Origin of the sequence: Pseudomonas putida, from assembly GCF_016406145.1 — a bacterium.
Lineage (GTDB): Bacteria > Pseudomonadota > Gammaproteobacteria > Pseudomonadales > Pseudomonadaceae > Aquipseudomonas > Aquipseudomonas putida_E.
This window is the reverse complement of sequence record NZ_CP066306.1, coordinates 3,238,004-3,252,835: the sequence shown is the minus strand read 5'-3', so window position 1 is coordinate 3,252,835 and position 14,832 is coordinate 3,238,004. Positions and strand designations below refer to the sequence as shown.

Sequence of the window (14,832 nt, the reverse complement as noted above, 5' to 3'; positions counted from 1 at the left end):
CTCAGTTCTGCTGCAGAACACCCCGAGCCCAAGGCCGATAGCGCAGGGCAAACACTGCCTCGGCATGGCATCCGCCGGTCAGCTTCGGTTGCGCAGCCTGCGCCTTGAACGCCTGCCCCGGCGCACTCACCTGGCGAAACGCTTCACGCACCACGCCCACGCGGCAAGGCAAAGCCTGTTCATAGCTTTGGCGCACCAGCGCCGGTAGCCGCCCGGTGCCGGTGCCGTCCTGCCACCAGACGCTCACACCCAGGCCTGCGAGCTGGTCCAGCCACGCGCCATTGACCCGCGGCGCCAGTTTGCCGGCAGTGAAGGCACTGATGTGCAGCGGTTTGTCCAACTGTTGGTTGAATGCTTGCAACTGGCTGTACAGCGCCTGGCGACGGGCTGTGTCGCGAAAGTGCAGGTCGTCCAGCTCCATCGGCAGGTACCAGCCAGCCACCTCTATTTGCCAGTGCTGGCGCACCTGCCGGTACTGGCTCAGGGATCTGCCCAGTTGGGCTTTCCAGTAGCTGCTCAGCCCATCACCATCGAGTGCTTCGATGCGCTGATAATAGGCCGGGTCCATGTACAGCCCGAGCACCAGTTGCAGGCCCTGGGTATGCGCCTCGCGCAAGCTGTTGGCCAGCCAGCCTTGGGCACCACCGAAGTCGCTGTCGCCATAGGCGCTCCACTGTACGATCACGGTCTTGCCGCCCTGAGCCACGGTGGCACGCCACAGTTGCTGCCATTGGGCGGGGCTGACGCTGGCGTCACTGTTCAGCGGTTGATAGAACAGGCGCTGGTCGGCCAGGACCGGCAGGCTCAGTGCAAACAGGCAGATGGCCAGAAAGGTACGCATCAGAAGCTCATCTCCGCGCCGACCAGCACACCATTGGCGCGCTGGTAAAGGTTGCCACCCAACGACTGCTGATACTCGGCGCGTACTTTCAGCGAGCCGCGGTAAGCGTTGTAGCGGTCATCGTCGAACCACCATTGCCAGCGCACCCCCACGCCGGCGCGGGCATCTTGGCGCCAATCGTTGCTGGGATCCTGGCTAGAAAACTCGAGGAAGCCATAGGGCATGAGGGTTTGCGGCGAAGTGCCGGGCAATTTCCAGGCATGGCCCTGCTGGTAACGGGACAGCCAGGCATGATCACCGGCACGGGTCCACCAGGCAGCGTCGAGGTAGAGGAAGCGCTCGTTCCAGTCGTCCTCGTCTACCCGCCAGTCGTTGCGCCAGTCACCTTGGTCAAGAAACGAGGCAGTGGCACGCAGCAGCAGGTCGTTGCTCGACTCTGCGTTGTGGCGCAGGTCACCCCAGTTGCCACCGACCTTGGCCGGGCTGAGCAGCTCACCGAGACTCAGGCCGCTGTAATGCTCGGCATCGATCTGCCGTTGATGGTATAGCTCGGCGTACAGGTTGAGGTTGGCCTGGCCGAACGGTTTGTAACGCAGGCCGACACCGGTGCCCATGCTCTGGGCATAGTCGGTACGGCTTTGGCCGCCGAACAGAACGCGGCCGTACACCGACAATGTGCTGCCATTGCGGCTGGGCTCTTCGCCCAGGGCATGGTCCCACATGGCCAGTTGCACGTTTTGCGACTGTGCACGGCGCGAACTGCCGCTGCGCACACCGTTTTCGAGGAACCGGTCGTTGGTCGAGGTGCCAGCTGGCGACCAGGTGCTGGCCAGCGTCACGGTGTCACGCCGCGACAGGGTTTCGTGGGCGCGCCGCTGGCGGTATTTACGGGCATCGAGGCTGCCGTATTCATCGTCGCCGTCGACCAGGTCCTGCTCCACATCGATCACCCGGCGCAGCTCGCGGCGGGCAGAGGCACTGTTTTCGGCTTCGTCATAGCGCACGGCCAGGGTCTCGCCGAGGCGGTAATCCTCGGGGAAATCGACGGTGGCGCGCTCCAGATACGGGATCGCCTGGCGGCGCTCGGCCTTGTCTGGCGAGCTGGCCAGGCGCATGCCGTAGTCGGCGCGATAGCGTGGTTGGTTGGGGGCCAGGCGCACCGCTTCGGCTAGCCAGGCAGTGCTCTGGGCGCTGTCGCCGGCCTGTTGTGCGGTGCCGGCGGCCGCGTAGTAGTGGTCGGCGCGAGGGGTGTGTGCCAGCGCCTGGCGCTGAAAGCCAAGGGCGGCCTGCAGGTCCCCCTGGCGCTGGGCGATGGCGGCGCCCAGTGCCCAGTCGTCGGCGCGGGTATGCGCGGCGGCGTCCCAGTAGCGGCGGGCAGCTTGCGGGTCGCCCGCGTTCAGCGCACCTGCGGCGGCGGTCAGGCGGGCGTTGTCGTTCCAGGCGCTGTCCGGCAGGCTGCGCCAGATTGGCAGGGCTGCGGTGGAGTCACCTGCAGCCTCTAGGGCATAGGCCAGTGGCAAGCGGTTGCCACTGTCGCCCAGGCGCTCGGCGGCCTGGTAGTAGACCACCGCTTCACCCGGCTGTTCGGGCATGGCGCAGCGCCCCAGTGCACGGTATTGCCCGGCTTCGCTGGGGGTTGCCGGCATGGCCCGGCGTACGGTGTCGCATTGCCCGGCCTCGGCCAGGCGGCCCAGCAGCTGGCCACGGGTATTGGCATCCACCTGGGGGATCAGGCTGAGCATTCTGCGGCTGTCCAGCTGGCCGTCCTGGCGAGCATAAAGGTTGCCCAGGCGCTGCAGCAGTGAGGGTGTCAGACGTCCCTGGCGCCGGTCGTAGGCCTGCTCCAACAAGGTTCGGGCGCGCTCGTCGTGGCCTTGCCGCACCAGTAGGAAGGTTGCTTGTTCAAGCGCGGCCAGCTCGCCCGTGCGCCGGTAACGTTGCTCCCACTCGGCGGCGGTGCGCGGTTGGGGCGGCGCTGCCGGGTTGCCGTATAGGCGCTGCTTGAGTATTGCGTAGGCTCGTGGTTCGGCGCCTGCAGAGCAGTCTTTGAACTGTTCGCGGGCAATGTTCGGGTCGTGCCGTGAAAGCCAGTCGACCGTCTCCAGGCAGGGCCGCTGCAGCTCGTTGCTCAGGCGCCTGAGCAGCGGCGCATCGTTGCCTTCGCGGGCCAGCTCCCAGAGCTGCTGGCGCTGCTCGGGCTGTTGCAACTGCTCGGTGGGCAGTGTTTGCAGCCAGCGCTGTGCCTGTTTGTTGTAGCCCATTGCGATTGCGCGGTTGGCCATGGCCAGCCGGGTCTGGCTGGCCATCTCGGGGGAAGGCGCGCTTTGCAGCAAGCGGGTCAGGCCCTTTTCATCGACCTGCTGGACGTAGGCGTTGGCCAGGCGCTGCCAGGCATCGGCCGGCAATTGCCCCCTGTCGGCCAGAGGCTGCAGTTGATCGATGGTGGCATTCCAGTTGCGCAGTTGCTCGGCGAAATTGGCCCTGGCCAGGCGCAGCACCTGGCCATCGCCGCGTGGTGGCAACTGGCTCAGCCAGTCCAGGGCCCTGCCGGCACCGCCGAATTTGGCCAGGCTCAGGCTGTAGGCCTGCCACAGGCGTACCCGGTGTGCGCCGTCAGCTGTGGCCAACCAGCCCTCCACCTGGCTGGCCGCGGGTGGGTCCTGCTCGATCCAGGTCAGGCGCAGCTCGAGCAGGGCGTCGGCATTCTCCGTGCCGCTGCCGAGCTGCTCGGCCAGTGCTTCTGCTTCCTTGTAGCGGCGCTGGTGGGCCAGGGCCTCGACCAGCAGCGCGCGCGCTTCATCGTTGTTCGGCACCCGCCCCAGTACATGGCGTGTCAGGCGCTCGACTTCGGCCCAGTTGTCTCTCTTCGCTTCGCGGTAACTGCGTTCCATGAACGGATAGCTGGTGAACCGCTGGAAATCGGTCATGGGCGCGGCCAAGGCAGGCAGGGCGGTGGTGCACAGCAATAGCCCGGTGAATGTGAGGGTAACGCGCGGCTTCATGCCACCTCCCTGATCAGGTCAAAGGCAGCCTGCTGTTCGCTGGCCTGTTCTTCGAGCGCCTGCTGCAACACGAGCTCGGTGATGATGCCGCGCGCGATCAGGTGTTCGCCAAGGCTCTGCTGCTCGGGATCGAAGTCGATCAGGGCCTGGTTGAACAGGGTCACCGGGACCATGCCGCGCACCTGCAGCAACGCACCGAGCATGACCTGGTGGATACTCACCTGCTCAATCAGTTCGGCGTTGTCCTGGTGCCGTTCGAGCACTTCAAGCATCTGCCGGGTCTGGTCTGTCTGCCAGGGGCTGGGGTAGTGGTAGCGCAGGCCCAGGGTCACCCGGCCTTGGGGTGCCAGGCGGCAGCTGACCGGGCGTTTGAGCTGGCGGCTGATCACCCCCAGCGAGACCTGGCTGACCGGGCTCTCGCTGGCCAGCACCAGCGTATTGCCGTCTTCGGCCACCGGCAGCACGCCGTAGTGCGTGGCCAGCCGGCGCGGCAGCAGGGCGATCAGTTGCGGGTCGAGTTTGAACGGGTTGAGCGGTGCCCATGGCAGGTCGAGCTGCTCGGCCAGGGTCTGCACCAGCTGTTCGCTGGTCAGCCAGCCACGCAGCAGCAGCTCGCGGCCCAGGCGCCGCCGCACCGGGCTGGTGATGGCCTGCTCGAGCTGCGCTTCGCTGATGTAGCCCTTGGCGACAAGGCGGTGGCCCAGCGGGGTGCGGGCCGGTGAGGCGATGGCGGGGAACTCGTGCGTGGTCTTGTCCCAGGCCACTCGGCGTGAATCGCCCATCTCCATCACTTGGCGCAGGGCGCGCAGGTTGGCAAAGAAGTTGACGAAGTTGCTCCACATCATCCGGGGTGCCGACAGCAGCCCCTCGCCGATGCCGTAATAGCGGGTGACGAACCAGCCGCGCTGGAACAGGCGGTTGATCAGCATCAGGCCGTTGAGCCAGAGCAGTGTGGTCAGGAGCTGGCTGTCGCTGAGGATTGACATGAAGCGCCAGGACTGCGGCGCAATCACCGTAACCAGCCACATGGCCAGCAGCACCAGCAGCAACAGGTTGACCAAAAAGCCCAGCAGGTAGGCGAACAAGCCCCGGCGGTCCCGCCAAAGGAAGTAGTTGAGCGCGCCTGTTCGGCTCCAGCCCAGGTTGCTGGTGCCCTGGAACACGATGCCGACGATCCAACGAGACTTTTGCCGAATGGCATGCTGCCAGTCACGCGGGAAGTGCTCGCGCACGCAGATCACTTGGGCGAACTCGCGGCTCATGCCGGGGCGCCATTCGTGCTTGAGGGCCAGCGCAGGGTCGGTGACCGAGTAGCGGGCAAAGATGCACTTCATGCCTTTTTGCTTCAGGCGAAAGCCGATGTCGTAATCCTCGGTCAGGCTCTGCACGTCGAAGGCGATACCGTCACCGTCTTCGAGCAGGGCGCTGATGGCGCGGCGGCTGAAACAGGTGCCGACACCGGCACTGGGCACCTGGCCGGTAAGCGCCTCGCGGACAATGACGTCCTTGCCGTGGTTTTCGGCGAACTCGTCTACGTAGTGTCCGGCGGTAAAGCCCTTCCATTGCGGCGCGTATGGGTACACCGGGATCTGGATCATGTCCTTGGCGGGCAGCAGGTAGTTGAACAGCCGCAGCTCCATGGGCGAGATCACGTCCTCGGCGTCATGCAGGATGAAGCCTGCGAACTCGATGCGTGCGTCGTCCTGGAAGCGCAGAATGGCATCGATGATGTTGTTCAGACAGTCAGCCTTGCTGGTGGGGCCGGGGCGGGCGCAGACCACCTTGTGCACGTTGGGGTAGTGCAGGCACACGGCATCGACGTCGGCCTGGGTTTGTGGGTCGTTGGGGTAGGTGCCGACAAAGATCTGGTAGTTCTCGTAGTCGATGGTCGAGGCCGCCAGGCGCGCCATTTCTCCCACCACGCCCACTTCGTTCCAGGCCGGGACCATGATCGCCAGGGGTTTTTCCGGCACCTCGAACAGCCGCTTCTCGTCGGCCCTGGCGTACTTGTCATAGATACGCAAATGACGGAAAAGCTTGCGGCACCAGTAGCACAGGTCGATGAACAGGTCGTCCAGGCCGAGCAGGAACATCAGTGCGGCGAGGATGATCGCCAGGATCTTGAGGCCAAACAGTACGTAGGTAAGAAAATCGATGAAAGCCAGGCTCATGCGTCATCCCGTTTGATTACGCTTTCCTCGAACCAGCGGCTCAGGCGCTCGGCGATGATTTCGCTGGCGTGGCCGTCACCGAATGGGGTGAATACGCGGGCCATGCGCGCGTAGGCCTGATCATCGTCCAGCAATTGGCTGGTTTCCTTGACGATGCGCTCGGTCTGCGTGCCGACCAGCTTCACCGTCCCGCCTTCGAGCACTGACGGCCGTTCGGTGACCTTGCGCAGCACCAGTACCGGCTTGCCCAGAGCCGGGGCCTCTTCCTGGATGCCACCGGAGTCGGTGAGGATGATGTGGGCGCGGTTCATCAGCCATACGAAGTGCTGATAGTCCTGCGGTGCTATCAGGTGGATATTGTCACGTCCCGAGAGCAGGCCGTAGACCGCTTTCTGCACTTGCGGGTTGAGGTGTACGGGGTAGACGAACTGCACATCGGGGTAGCGCAGGGCCAGTTCAGCCAGGGCCAGGCAGATACGTTCGAAACCGGCGCCGAAGTTTTCCCGACGATGGCCGGTGATCAGCACCATGCGCTGATCGTCGTGCAGGTTGTGCAAGGGCGATTCGGCGGCGGGGTGCCACGCAGTTTCCTTCAGGTATTCGCGCATCCACAGCAAGGCGTCGATGACGGTGTTGCCGGTCACCTCGATATGTTCCAGCGGCACGCCTTCGCGCAGCAGGTTGTCGCGGGCCTTGGTGGTGGGCGCAAAGTGCAGGTCGGTGATCACGCCAGTCAGGCGCCGGTTGGCTTCCTCGGGCCAAGGTTGCTGCAGGTTGCCGGTACGCAGCCCGGCCTCGACGTGGCCGATGGGGATGTGCCGGTGGAATGCGGCAAGGCCGGCGATGAAGCTGGTGGTGGTATCGCCGTGGACCAGAACGATCTTTGGCCTGACCTGTTCATAGGCCTTGTCGATCGAGTCCAGCAGGTCACGGGCAAGGCCGTTCAGGGTCTGATTCTGGGTCATCACCTTGAGGTCCTGATCGACGCTGAGGCCAAAGGCGGTCAGCACTTGTTCGAGCATCTCGCGGTGTTGGCCGGTGGAACAGATGTGCAGGTCGATGTCGGGCCACTCTCGCAGGACCCTGGCCAGTGGGGCCATCTTGATCGCTTCTGGGCGGGTACCGAATACCATCATGACGGTGTTGGCCATCGTGTTGTTCCTCGTACGATTCCCTGGACGAAGTTGTGCGACCTCGCGCCGCTTGCAATGGATAGATACAAGCAGTCAGGTGCCGGGTTGTCCAATGCACGCTCGTGCGGGGACAGGCCAGGTATTCAGGCTTTTGCTTGCCAGCGGCTTCTAGTAACGTGGTAAGCCTTTTCGATAGGGAGCCGAACATGCAAGGCAAGGCACGCAAGATCGTCCAGGCCATTCTCTACGAGGCCATCGCCGTGGCCTGTGTGGCGCCGGCGCTGGAACTGGCGTTCGGTGCCGGCATGGCCCAGTCGACCGTGCTGTCAGTGTTGATGTCAGGCATTGCGATGAGCTGGAACATGGGCTTCAACTGGGCTTTCGAGCGCTGGGAGGCGCGCCAGCGCCAGCGTGAACGTACCTTCATGCGCCGGCTGCTGCATGCCTTGGGCTTCGAAGGCGGGCTGGTGGTGATCCTGCTGCCGCTGGTGGCGTACTGGCTGGATGTCAGCCTGTGGGCAGCGTTGCTCACCAACATGGCGTTGTTCGTGTTCTTCTTCGTCTATGCGTTCGTGTTCCAGTGGGGGTTCGACAAGGTGTTCGATGTGCCGCTCTCGGCACAGCAAGCCAAGTGTTGACACGCCGAGGTTCAGCGGGATAAGTTCCCACCCCATGAACACTTTCCCGCATGTGAACGCCATTATTATTACCGCCATTATCAGTTTGGCGGGCTAGCGCGTACGTGCACCGAACCCGCCCTGGAGGCGGGTTTCTACTCTTCGACTCCTGGGCAACGTGAAAACAGCCAAGGAGTTGCACCCGATGACCAGCCTTAACGTCAGCCCCCGTACCCCGCTTACCCCTCAGCAGCTGCTGTCGGAGCAGGTGCGGCGCATTCTGTCTGCGCCGGTGTACGACCTGGCCATCGAGACCCCCCTGCAAGCGGCACCAGCGTTGTCTGCCAGCCTGGGCAACCAGGTATTGCTCAAGCGCGAAGACCTGCAGCCCACGTTCTCGTTCAAGATCCGCGGTGCCTACACCCGGCTGGCGCGCCTGACCCCCGCTCAGCGCGAGCGTGGGGTGATCACCGCATCGGCAGGCAACCACGCCCAGGGTGTGGCGCTGGCGGCCTCCCATCTGGGCATCAAGGCGACCATCGTCATGCCGACCACCACGCCTTCGCTGAAAATCGAAGGTGTACGTTCACGGGGTGGGCATGTGGTGCTGCACGGTGAAAGCTTCCCCCATGCGCTGGCCCATGCACTGACCCTGGCCGACAGCGAAGGCGCGACCTTCGTGCCGCCTTACGATGACCCTGACGTGATCGCCGGGCAGGGCACGGTGGGCATGGAGATCCTCCGCCAGCAGCCGGGTGCGCTGGATGCCATCTTCGTGCCGGTCGGGGGCGGTGGCCTGGTTGCAGGGATCGCCGCGTACGTGAAGTACCTGCGCCCCGAGGTCAAGGTGATCGGCGTCGAGCCGGAAGACTCCAATTGCCTGCAGGCCGCCATGGCTGCGGGCGAGCGGGTGATCTTGCCGCAGGTGGGCACCTTCGCTGATGGCGTGGCGGTCGCCCAGGTCGGTGCGCATTGTTTTGAACTGTGTCGGCATTTCGTCGATGAGGTGGTGACCGTCAGCAGCGATGAGCTGTGTGCAGCAATCAAGGACATCTATGACGATACCCGTTCGATCACCGAGCCGTCTGGCGCGCTGGCTGTTGCGGGCATCAAGAAGTACGTGGCCCGCGAAGGCGCACAGGGACAGACGCTGGTGGCGATCGACTCCGGTGCCAACGTCAACTTCGACCGCCTGCGTCATGTGGCCGAACGCGCCGAACTGGGTGAGCAGCGCGAGGCGATCATTGCCGTTACCATCCCCGAGCAGCCAGGCAGCTTCCGGGCCTTCTGTCAGGCGCTGGGCAAGCGCCAGATCACCGAGTTCAACTATCGCTACTACCCCGGTAAGGAAGCACGCCTGTTTGTCGGGGTGCAGACGCACCCGCTGCACGACCCCAGGGAGAAACTGCTGGCAAACCTCGCCGAGCAGGGTTACAGCGTGCTCGACCTGACCGACAACGAGCTGGCCAAGCTGCATGTGCGCCATACCGTGGGTGGCCATGCGGCGTCGGGGGCCGATGAGCGGGTGCTGCGCTTCGAGTTCCCGGAACGGCCGGGCGCATTGTTGGGCTTCCTGGAGCGGCTGGGCAAGCGCTGGAACATCAGCCTGTTCCATTACCGCAACCATGGCGCGGCCGAGGCGCGGGTGTTTGCCGCGCTGGAAGTGCCCGAGGATGAGCAGGCAGGGCTGCCGCTGGCGCTGGACGAGATGGGCTATCGGTACTGGGATGAGACCGAGAATCCCGCTTACAAGCTGTTTCTTGGGTGATCGGACGCTGTTGAGATCGAAGGCTGCTCGGGTGGCGCCCGATCTCAACAGCCCCGCAACATCCAATCCATACGCCAGCCGCCTCAACTGCTATCTCAGCGCTCGCGCATGAAGAACCCGGCCACAAACTTGCGGAATGTCTCCAAACTCTTGAAGTCGGCGTACCGCTTGAAATTCTCGGCATCCGGTTCCGGCCCGACTGGCTGCTCCAGCAGCGACACCGACAGCACGCGGTCCTGGTCGGAGGTCAGCACCAGTTCATCCATCACCTGGCCACCGATCACCGGCCTGCGCATCTGCACCTTGACCCCCTTGCTGGCCATCCAGTCGATCAACGACACCAAGGCCTTGAGCGGTTCACGTTCCTCGTCGCGGTAAACCGGGAACAGGTGAGCGCGCGACAACACTGGCACGCTGGCCACGTGGATCAGCTCGTAGAAGTGACTGCCTGCGGTGGTGGGCGAGTACAGGATCAGCGCCAGCAGCGGCCCAGACACCCGGCTGCCACCCCAGTACAGGTGATGCCCCTGGAAGTCGAAGCCATCCTCACTGCGGTTGTTGAACAGCTTGCGCCCCTTGATCTGCTCGACGCAGTCGAGCAAAAGGCCATGGCGGCGATGGTTGCCGAATACGGTAGCTTCGCGCAGGCGGGCCTTGAGCATCATCATGTGCTTCATGTCCAGCCGGGTTTCAAGGTAGTTGCTGGCGGGCACGCGTTCGAGCAGGGGGTAACGGCTGGCGACACTGCGCAACTCGGCAAACTGCGCGGTGAGGTCCTTTTTCAGGTGCGTGGCATACAGGTTCAGGCCGCTGGTTTCAATCCAGGTCAGCAACAGCGAGAGCAGGCGCTGTTGCTCTCGGCGTTCGCTGCCGTCCTGGGCAGCTCCACTGTTTTCGCTAGCTTTGCGAAAGTCACCGAGCAGGCGCAGTGGCGTGTCAGGGGGCAGCCAGGCGGCGGGCGGGGCCGGGTCTTGCTCGCGTTCGGCGGCCTCACGCTCGTCCTTGCTGAACGGGCAGCCGGGCGCATGCTCGGCGGTGCCGGGGTTGTTCTTGAGAAACAGTGTGCCGGTGCTGCCATTGAGGGTGACATTGAGCACCGGCAGGGCGTCCTTGCGGCAATCGCAGGCCAGCCACTGGTTGGCGCTGCGCACCTTCATCAGCAGCTGGTTGGCCTGTAACAGGCCGGGGCCAATGAGGGTGCCGGTGGCGAATGCCTGCAGCAGTTCCTCTTCGGCCGGGGTCAGGCTACGTACCTGCGCGGCGGTTTTGTCGATGATTCGCATGAAGCAGCTCCAAGCTACGAGCCACAAGCTTCAGGCAAAGTCGCGCCGCTTTCAACCAATCGCTCAGTTGCCTGCGAACAGTTTGGCGGCGCGGGCGCGGATTTCTTCGGGGCTGAGGTCTTCTTTGTGGGTAGAGACGAACCACATGTTGCCGAACGGGTCTTGCAACGTGCCGCTGCGGTCGCCGTAGAACTGGTCCTTTACCTCATGCAGCTGGGTGGCCCCTGCTGCGATGGCCTGGGCGTAGACCTTGTCGCAGTCCTCCACGTACAGGTGCAGACCAACGGCGACACCACTGAGTGACTGGCTGGACGTCAGCCCTCCAGCCATGTCGCACGGGTCGGCGAGCATCAGCGAAGAATCACCGATCTTCAGCTCGGCGTGCCCTACGCGGCCGTCCGGGCTTTCGAGACGGAACATTTCGACCGCGCCGAAGGCTTGCTTGTAGAAGTCGATGGCCTTGGCGGCATCCTTGATGCCCAAGTAGGGGGTAATGCTGTGCTGGCCTTCTGGAATCGGGCGGGCTGCCATGTTCGACACTCCTCTGAAATGGATGCGAAAGGGGCAGGTTGCGCCCCTGTTGCATGGAGTCGGTCAGGCAGCTCGAAAATCGACAGCTCAGGTAGATCGTTTGGCTATAGGCAGGGCCCGTTCAGAAGATGTAATCGGTGGTGAGGAAGGTCGACTGCCGATTACGGATGATCTCGCTGATCAATTCCTTGTTGGACTCCTGGAAGCGGGTGGCGACCAAGGTGCGTATAGAGAACACGCGCAGGGCGTCATGCACCGACAAGGTACCCTCGGCGCTGTTCTTGCGACCATTGAAGGGATAGGTGTCCGGGCCGCGCTGGCACTGGGCATTGAGGTTGATACGGCCGACCTGGTTGGCAAAGATGTCGACCAGACTGCCGATGGTCTTCGGGTCGTTGCCGAACAGGCTCAACTGCTGGCCGAAGTCGGAATCGAGCACGTAGTCGATCACCGTCTGCAGGTCGCGGTAGGGCACCACCGGTACCACGGGGCCGAATTGCTCTTCGTGGTACACCCGCATGTCACCGGTTACCGGGTAGAGCAGGGCAGGGTAGAAGAACGAACCGCGGCTGTGGCCACCACCCTCGTTGACCACCCGCGCGCCTTTGGCCGTGGCATCGGCCACCAGGGCGTCGAGGTAATCGACTTTGCCCGGCTCCGGCAGCGGCGTCAGGGCCACCCCCGGCTCCCAGGGCATGCCAGGCTTGAGCGCGGCGAGCTTGCGCTGGAACTTGTCGAGAAACGGTTCGACTACGTCTTCATGGACGAACAGGATTTTCAGTGCGGTGCAACGCTGGCCGTTGAACGACAGCGCGCCGGTGACCGCTTCTTCGACCGCATTGTCCAGGTCTACCTGGGGCAGCACGATGCCGGGGTTTTTGGCATCGAGCCCCAGAGCGGCGCGCAGGCGGTGCGGGCGCGGGTGAAGTTTTTTCAGGTCGCTGGCGGCCTTGTGCGTGCCGATGAAGGCGAACACGTCGACCTTGCCGCTGGCCATCAAGGCACTGACCGTTTCGCGGCCGCGGCCATAGATGACGTTGATCACCCCCGGCGGGAAGCTGTCACGGAACGCTTCGAGCAGCGGGCGAATCAACAGCACGCCGAATTTGGCCGGTTTGAACACCACGGTGTTGCCCATGATCAGCGCGGGGATCAACGTGGTGAAGGTTTCATTGAGCGGGTAGTTGTAAGGCCCCATGCACAAGGCCACGCCAAGCGGCGCGCGGCGGATCTGGCCGAGCGTGCCCTGTTCGAGTTCGAAGCGGCTGGAACGGCGGTCGAGGTCTTTCAGGGCGTTGATGGTGTCGACGATATAGTCGCAGGTGCGATCGAACTCCTTTTCGGAGTCCTTGAGGTTCTTGCCGATCTCCCACATCAGCAGCTTGACCACGGCCTGACGCTGTTCGCGCATGCGCGCAAGGAAGGTTTCGACATGCTGGATGCGTTCGGCAACACGCATGTTCGGCCAGGCGCCGCGGCCTTTGTCATAGGCCTGCACGGCGGCGTCCAGTGCCGTCAGTGCCGTATCAGCATCGAGCAACGGGGCGCTACCGAGGATGACCTGTCGCTCGCCGTCACCTTCCTTTAGCCAAACCGGGCTGCGCACGGTGGCCAGCGGGCCGTCCCAGCGCCTCAGCTCGCCATTGACCAGGTAATCGCGTTGCTCCAAGGGTTCACCCAGCTGCCAGGGGGTGGGTACATCCCCGGCAGCAGGAAACAGCGAATCGAGCAGGTGGTCCATGTGTACTGCACCTCACAAGTCTGGGTAGGTGAATCGCTTCAGCTTCGAGGATGCACCCGCCGAAAGAAAAATACCAGTCTGGCTCAATATTGCCCGCAGTGCGCCGATACAGAAGCAATCGAGCGCATACGAAGGCCTATGATCCCGTCCAATTCCCCACTACCTGATGAGCCGCCGCCCACCGGCCTGCTGCGCCGCTCCCTTGGCAGCCTGATGCCGGTGGGTTTTGCCCTGGCCGGTATCGCCCTGTCGGTGCTGCTGGGCCAACTGGACGTGCAACGCCAGCCTGACGGCCTGATGGCCAGCCCGCTGGTCTCGCCGCTGCTCTGGTTCGCCCTGGCCTGTACGGGCTTGACCAGCCTGTTCCTGGCCCTGATCAACCGCAAGCAACGCCAGCTGCAGCAACGCAACCGAGAACTGCGCAGCTCCCAGGCGCAACTTGAGCGGCTGGCCCATTACGACACGATCACCGGCTTGCCCAACCGCGTGCTGTTCCAGCAGCAACTGGCGGATGCAATTCTCCAAGGCGATGGTCTGGCTGTGCTGATGCTGGACATCGATGGTTTCAAGCAGGTGAATGACAGCCTCGGCCATGCCATGGGCGACCTGTTGCTGCAGCAAGCCACCGCGCGGTTCCTGCAGGAGCTGGCCTCGGCTGACCGGGTGTGCCGCCTTGGCGGCGACGAGTTCGTTTTCATGTTGCGCGGCACCCAGGGCCAGGTCAGCCACCAGGTGGCCCACCTACTGCGCTGCCTGCAACGCCCGTTCGACCTCAATGGCAGTACCGCACTGGTCACCGGCAGTATCGGCCTGGCCAGGTGTCCGCAGCACGGTGAGGATGTTGGCAGCCTGCTGCGTCACGCCGATACCGCGATGTATGCAGCCAAGGAAAGCGGGCGCAACGCCTGGCGCCCTTACCACACAGATATGACTGCCCGCCTGCAGCAGCGCCTGGAGCTTGAGCGCAATCTGCGCCGTGCCTTGCAGGCGAACGAGTTCGAGCTCTGGTATCAACCCAAGGTTGACCTGTTCAGCGGCTGCCTGCAGGGTGTCGAGGCATTGTTGCGCTGGCGCGACCCTGTTCATGGCCTGGTGTCACCTGCCGAGTTCATCCCGTTGGCAGAGCGCACGGGCTTGATCATTCCGCTGGGCGAGCGGGTATTGGCGCTTGCCTGCGCGCAGATGGCTGCCTGGCGCGACGAGGACCGTATACCCGGGCCAATGGCGATCAACGTGGCGGCGCTGCAGATCGAACGCAGCGACTATGTCTCCAGCCTGGCCCAGGCGCTAGAGTGTCACGGCCTGGCGCCAAGCCTGCTGGAAGTGGAAATCACCGAAAGTCTGCTGATGGAAAGCCAGCAACAGGCCTGTGAGGTACTGGCCCAATTGCAGGCCATGGGCGTGACCACGGCAGTGGACGACTTCGGCACGGGTTATTCGTCACTGGCTTATTTGCGAGCGCTGCCGATCGATCACCTGAAGATCGATCGTGCGTTCATCAAGGACCTGCCGGACGATGACGATGCAGTGGCCGTCGCCCGGGCGATCATCGACCTGGGCCATGCGCTGGGCTTCCGGATCACTGCCGAGGGCATTGAAACCCAGGAACAGTATGACTTCTTGCGCAATGCCGGATGCGACCAGGGGCAGGGCTATCTGCTGGCCCGGCCGATGCCGGCGGCGGACCTTGCTCGCTGGCTGGCGACCCGTGCCGAGCGGGGTCGCCAGGGCAGTGTCTGAAGCGG

Annotated in this window: 10 protein-coding genes; 3 read left to right on the top strand and 7 right to left on the bottom strand. The window is 63.8% G+C overall.

Features of this window, described 5'->3' with window-relative positions:
- Window position 1: 1 nt before the first annotated feature.
- The 4 genes from JET17_RS14880 to wecB are packed head-to-tail and all read right to left on the bottom strand — an operon-like array spanning window position 2 to window position 7,165.
- Window positions 2-841 (bottom strand): DUF4434 family protein, encoded by an 840-nt coding sequence (locus JET17_RS14880; RefSeq protein WP_012314784.1) that lies wholly within the window; start codon window positions 839-841, stop codon window positions 2-4.
- Window positions 841-3,843 carry a phage receptor gene (locus JET17_RS14875; RefSeq protein WP_012314783.1) on the bottom strand — a complete coding sequence of 1,001 codons (3,003 nt, stop codon included), beginning with the start codon at window positions 3,841-3,843 and terminating at the stop codon, window positions 841-843. Before JET17_RS14875 ends, JET17_RS14880 begins: the two co-directional genes overlap by 1 nt.
- On the bottom strand, window positions 3,840-6,014 hold the full coding sequence (gene nrfB / locus JET17_RS14870) for a cyclic di-3',5'-guanylate-activated glycosyltransferase NrfB (protein WP_012314782.1): 2,175 nt from the start codon (window positions 6,012-6,014) through the stop codon (window positions 3,840-3,842). The genes JET17_RS14875 and nrfB overlap by 4 nt, the downstream gene beginning before the upstream one ends.
- A complete protein-coding gene (gene wecB, locus JET17_RS14865; protein WP_012314781.1) occupies window positions 6,011-7,165 on the bottom strand; it encodes a non-hydrolyzing UDP-N-acetylglucosamine 2-epimerase in 1,155 nt (384 codons plus the stop codon). The genes nrfB and wecB overlap by 4 nt, the downstream gene beginning before the upstream one ends.
- A 188-nt stretch (window positions 7,166-7,353) precedes the next feature.
- Here wecB and JET17_RS14860 point away from each other — a divergent pair, with 188 nt between their 5' ends.
- Both JET17_RS14860 and ilvA read left to right on the top strand, forming a co-directional pair.
- Window positions 7,354-7,785, top strand: a complete 432-nt coding sequence (locus JET17_RS14860) for a PACE efflux transporter (protein WP_012314780.1) — start codon at window positions 7,354-7,356, stop codon at window positions 7,783-7,785.
- A gap of 184 nt (window positions 7,786-7,969) precedes the next feature.
- Window positions 7,970-9,532 (top strand): threonine ammonia-lyase, biosynthetic, encoded by a 1,563-nt coding sequence (gene ilvA, locus JET17_RS14855; RefSeq protein WP_012314779.1) that lies wholly within the window; start codon window positions 7,970-7,972, stop codon window positions 9,530-9,532.
- 95 nt (window positions 9,533-9,627) lie between these two features.
- Here the strand turns inward: ilvA and JET17_RS14850 are convergent, their stop codons facing one another.
- The 3 genes from JET17_RS14850 to JET17_RS14840 form a co-directional block, all read right to left on the bottom strand.
- Window positions 9,628-10,815 carry a hypothetical protein gene (locus JET17_RS14850; RefSeq protein ID WP_012314778.1) on the bottom strand — a complete coding sequence of 396 codons (1,188 nt, stop codon included), beginning with the start codon at window positions 10,813-10,815 and terminating at the stop codon, window positions 9,628-9,630.
- Window positions 10,816-10,878: 63 nt separating this feature from the next.
- Window positions 10,879-11,346 carry a VOC family protein gene (locus JET17_RS14845; protein ID WP_012314777.1) on the bottom strand — a complete coding sequence of 156 codons (468 nt, stop codon included), beginning with the start codon at window positions 11,344-11,346 and terminating at the stop codon, window positions 10,879-10,881.
- Window positions 11,347-11,467: 121 nt separating this feature from the next.
- Window positions 11,468-13,087 (bottom strand): NADP-dependent glyceraldehyde-3-phosphate dehydrogenase, encoded by a 1,620-nt coding sequence (locus JET17_RS14840; protein ID WP_012314776.1) that lies wholly within the window; start codon window positions 13,085-13,087, stop codon window positions 11,468-11,470.
- Window positions 13,088-13,225: 138 nt separating this feature from the next.
- Here JET17_RS14840 and JET17_RS14835 point away from each other — a divergent pair, with 138 nt between their 5' ends.
- Window positions 13,226-14,827 (top strand): putative bifunctional diguanylate cyclase/phosphodiesterase, encoded by a 1,602-nt coding sequence (locus JET17_RS14835; RefSeq protein ID WP_012314775.1) that lies wholly within the window; start codon window positions 13,226-13,228, stop codon window positions 14,825-14,827.
- Window positions 14,828-14,832 lie beyond the last annotated feature (5 nt).

Excerpts from the sequence above, each read along its gene's own strand:
- nrfB (WP_012314782.1), bottom strand. The coding sequence starts at position 6,014 with ATGAGCCTGGCTTTCATCGATTTTCTTACCTACGTACTGTTTGGCCTC.
- JET17_RS14875 (WP_012314783.1), bottom strand. The coding sequence starts at position 3,843 with ATGAAGCCGCGCGTTACCCTCACATTCACCGGGCTATTGCTGTGCACC.
- JET17_RS14835 (WP_012314775.1), top strand. The coding sequence starts at position 13,226 with ATGATCCCGTCCAATTCCCCACTACCTGATGAGCCGCCGCCCACCGGC.
- JET17_RS14850 (WP_012314778.1), bottom strand. The coding sequence starts at position 10,815 with ATGCGAATCATCGACAAAACCGCCGCGCAGGTACGTAGCCTGACCCCG.
- JET17_RS14860 (WP_012314780.1), top strand. The coding sequence starts at position 7,354 with ATGCAAGGCAAGGCACGCAAGATCGTCCAGGCCATTCTCTACGAGGCC.
- JET17_RS14840 (WP_012314776.1), bottom strand. The coding sequence starts at position 13,087 with ATGGACCACCTGCTCGATTCGCTGTTTCCTGCTGCCGGGGATGTACCC.
- wecB (WP_012314781.1), bottom strand. The coding sequence starts at position 7,165 with ATGGCCAACACCGTCATGATGGTATTCGGTACCCGCCCAGAAGCGATC.
- JET17_RS14845 (WP_012314777.1), bottom strand. The coding sequence starts at position 11,346 with ATGGCAGCCCGCCCGATTCCAGAAGGCCAGCACAGCATTACCCCCTAC.
- JET17_RS14880 (WP_012314784.1), bottom strand. The coding sequence starts at position 841 with ATGCGTACCTTTCTGGCCATCTGCCTGTTTGCACTGAGCCTGCCGGTC.
- ilvA (WP_012314779.1), top strand. The coding sequence starts at position 7,970 with ATGACCAGCCTTAACGTCAGCCCCCGTACCCCGCTTACCCCTCAGCAG.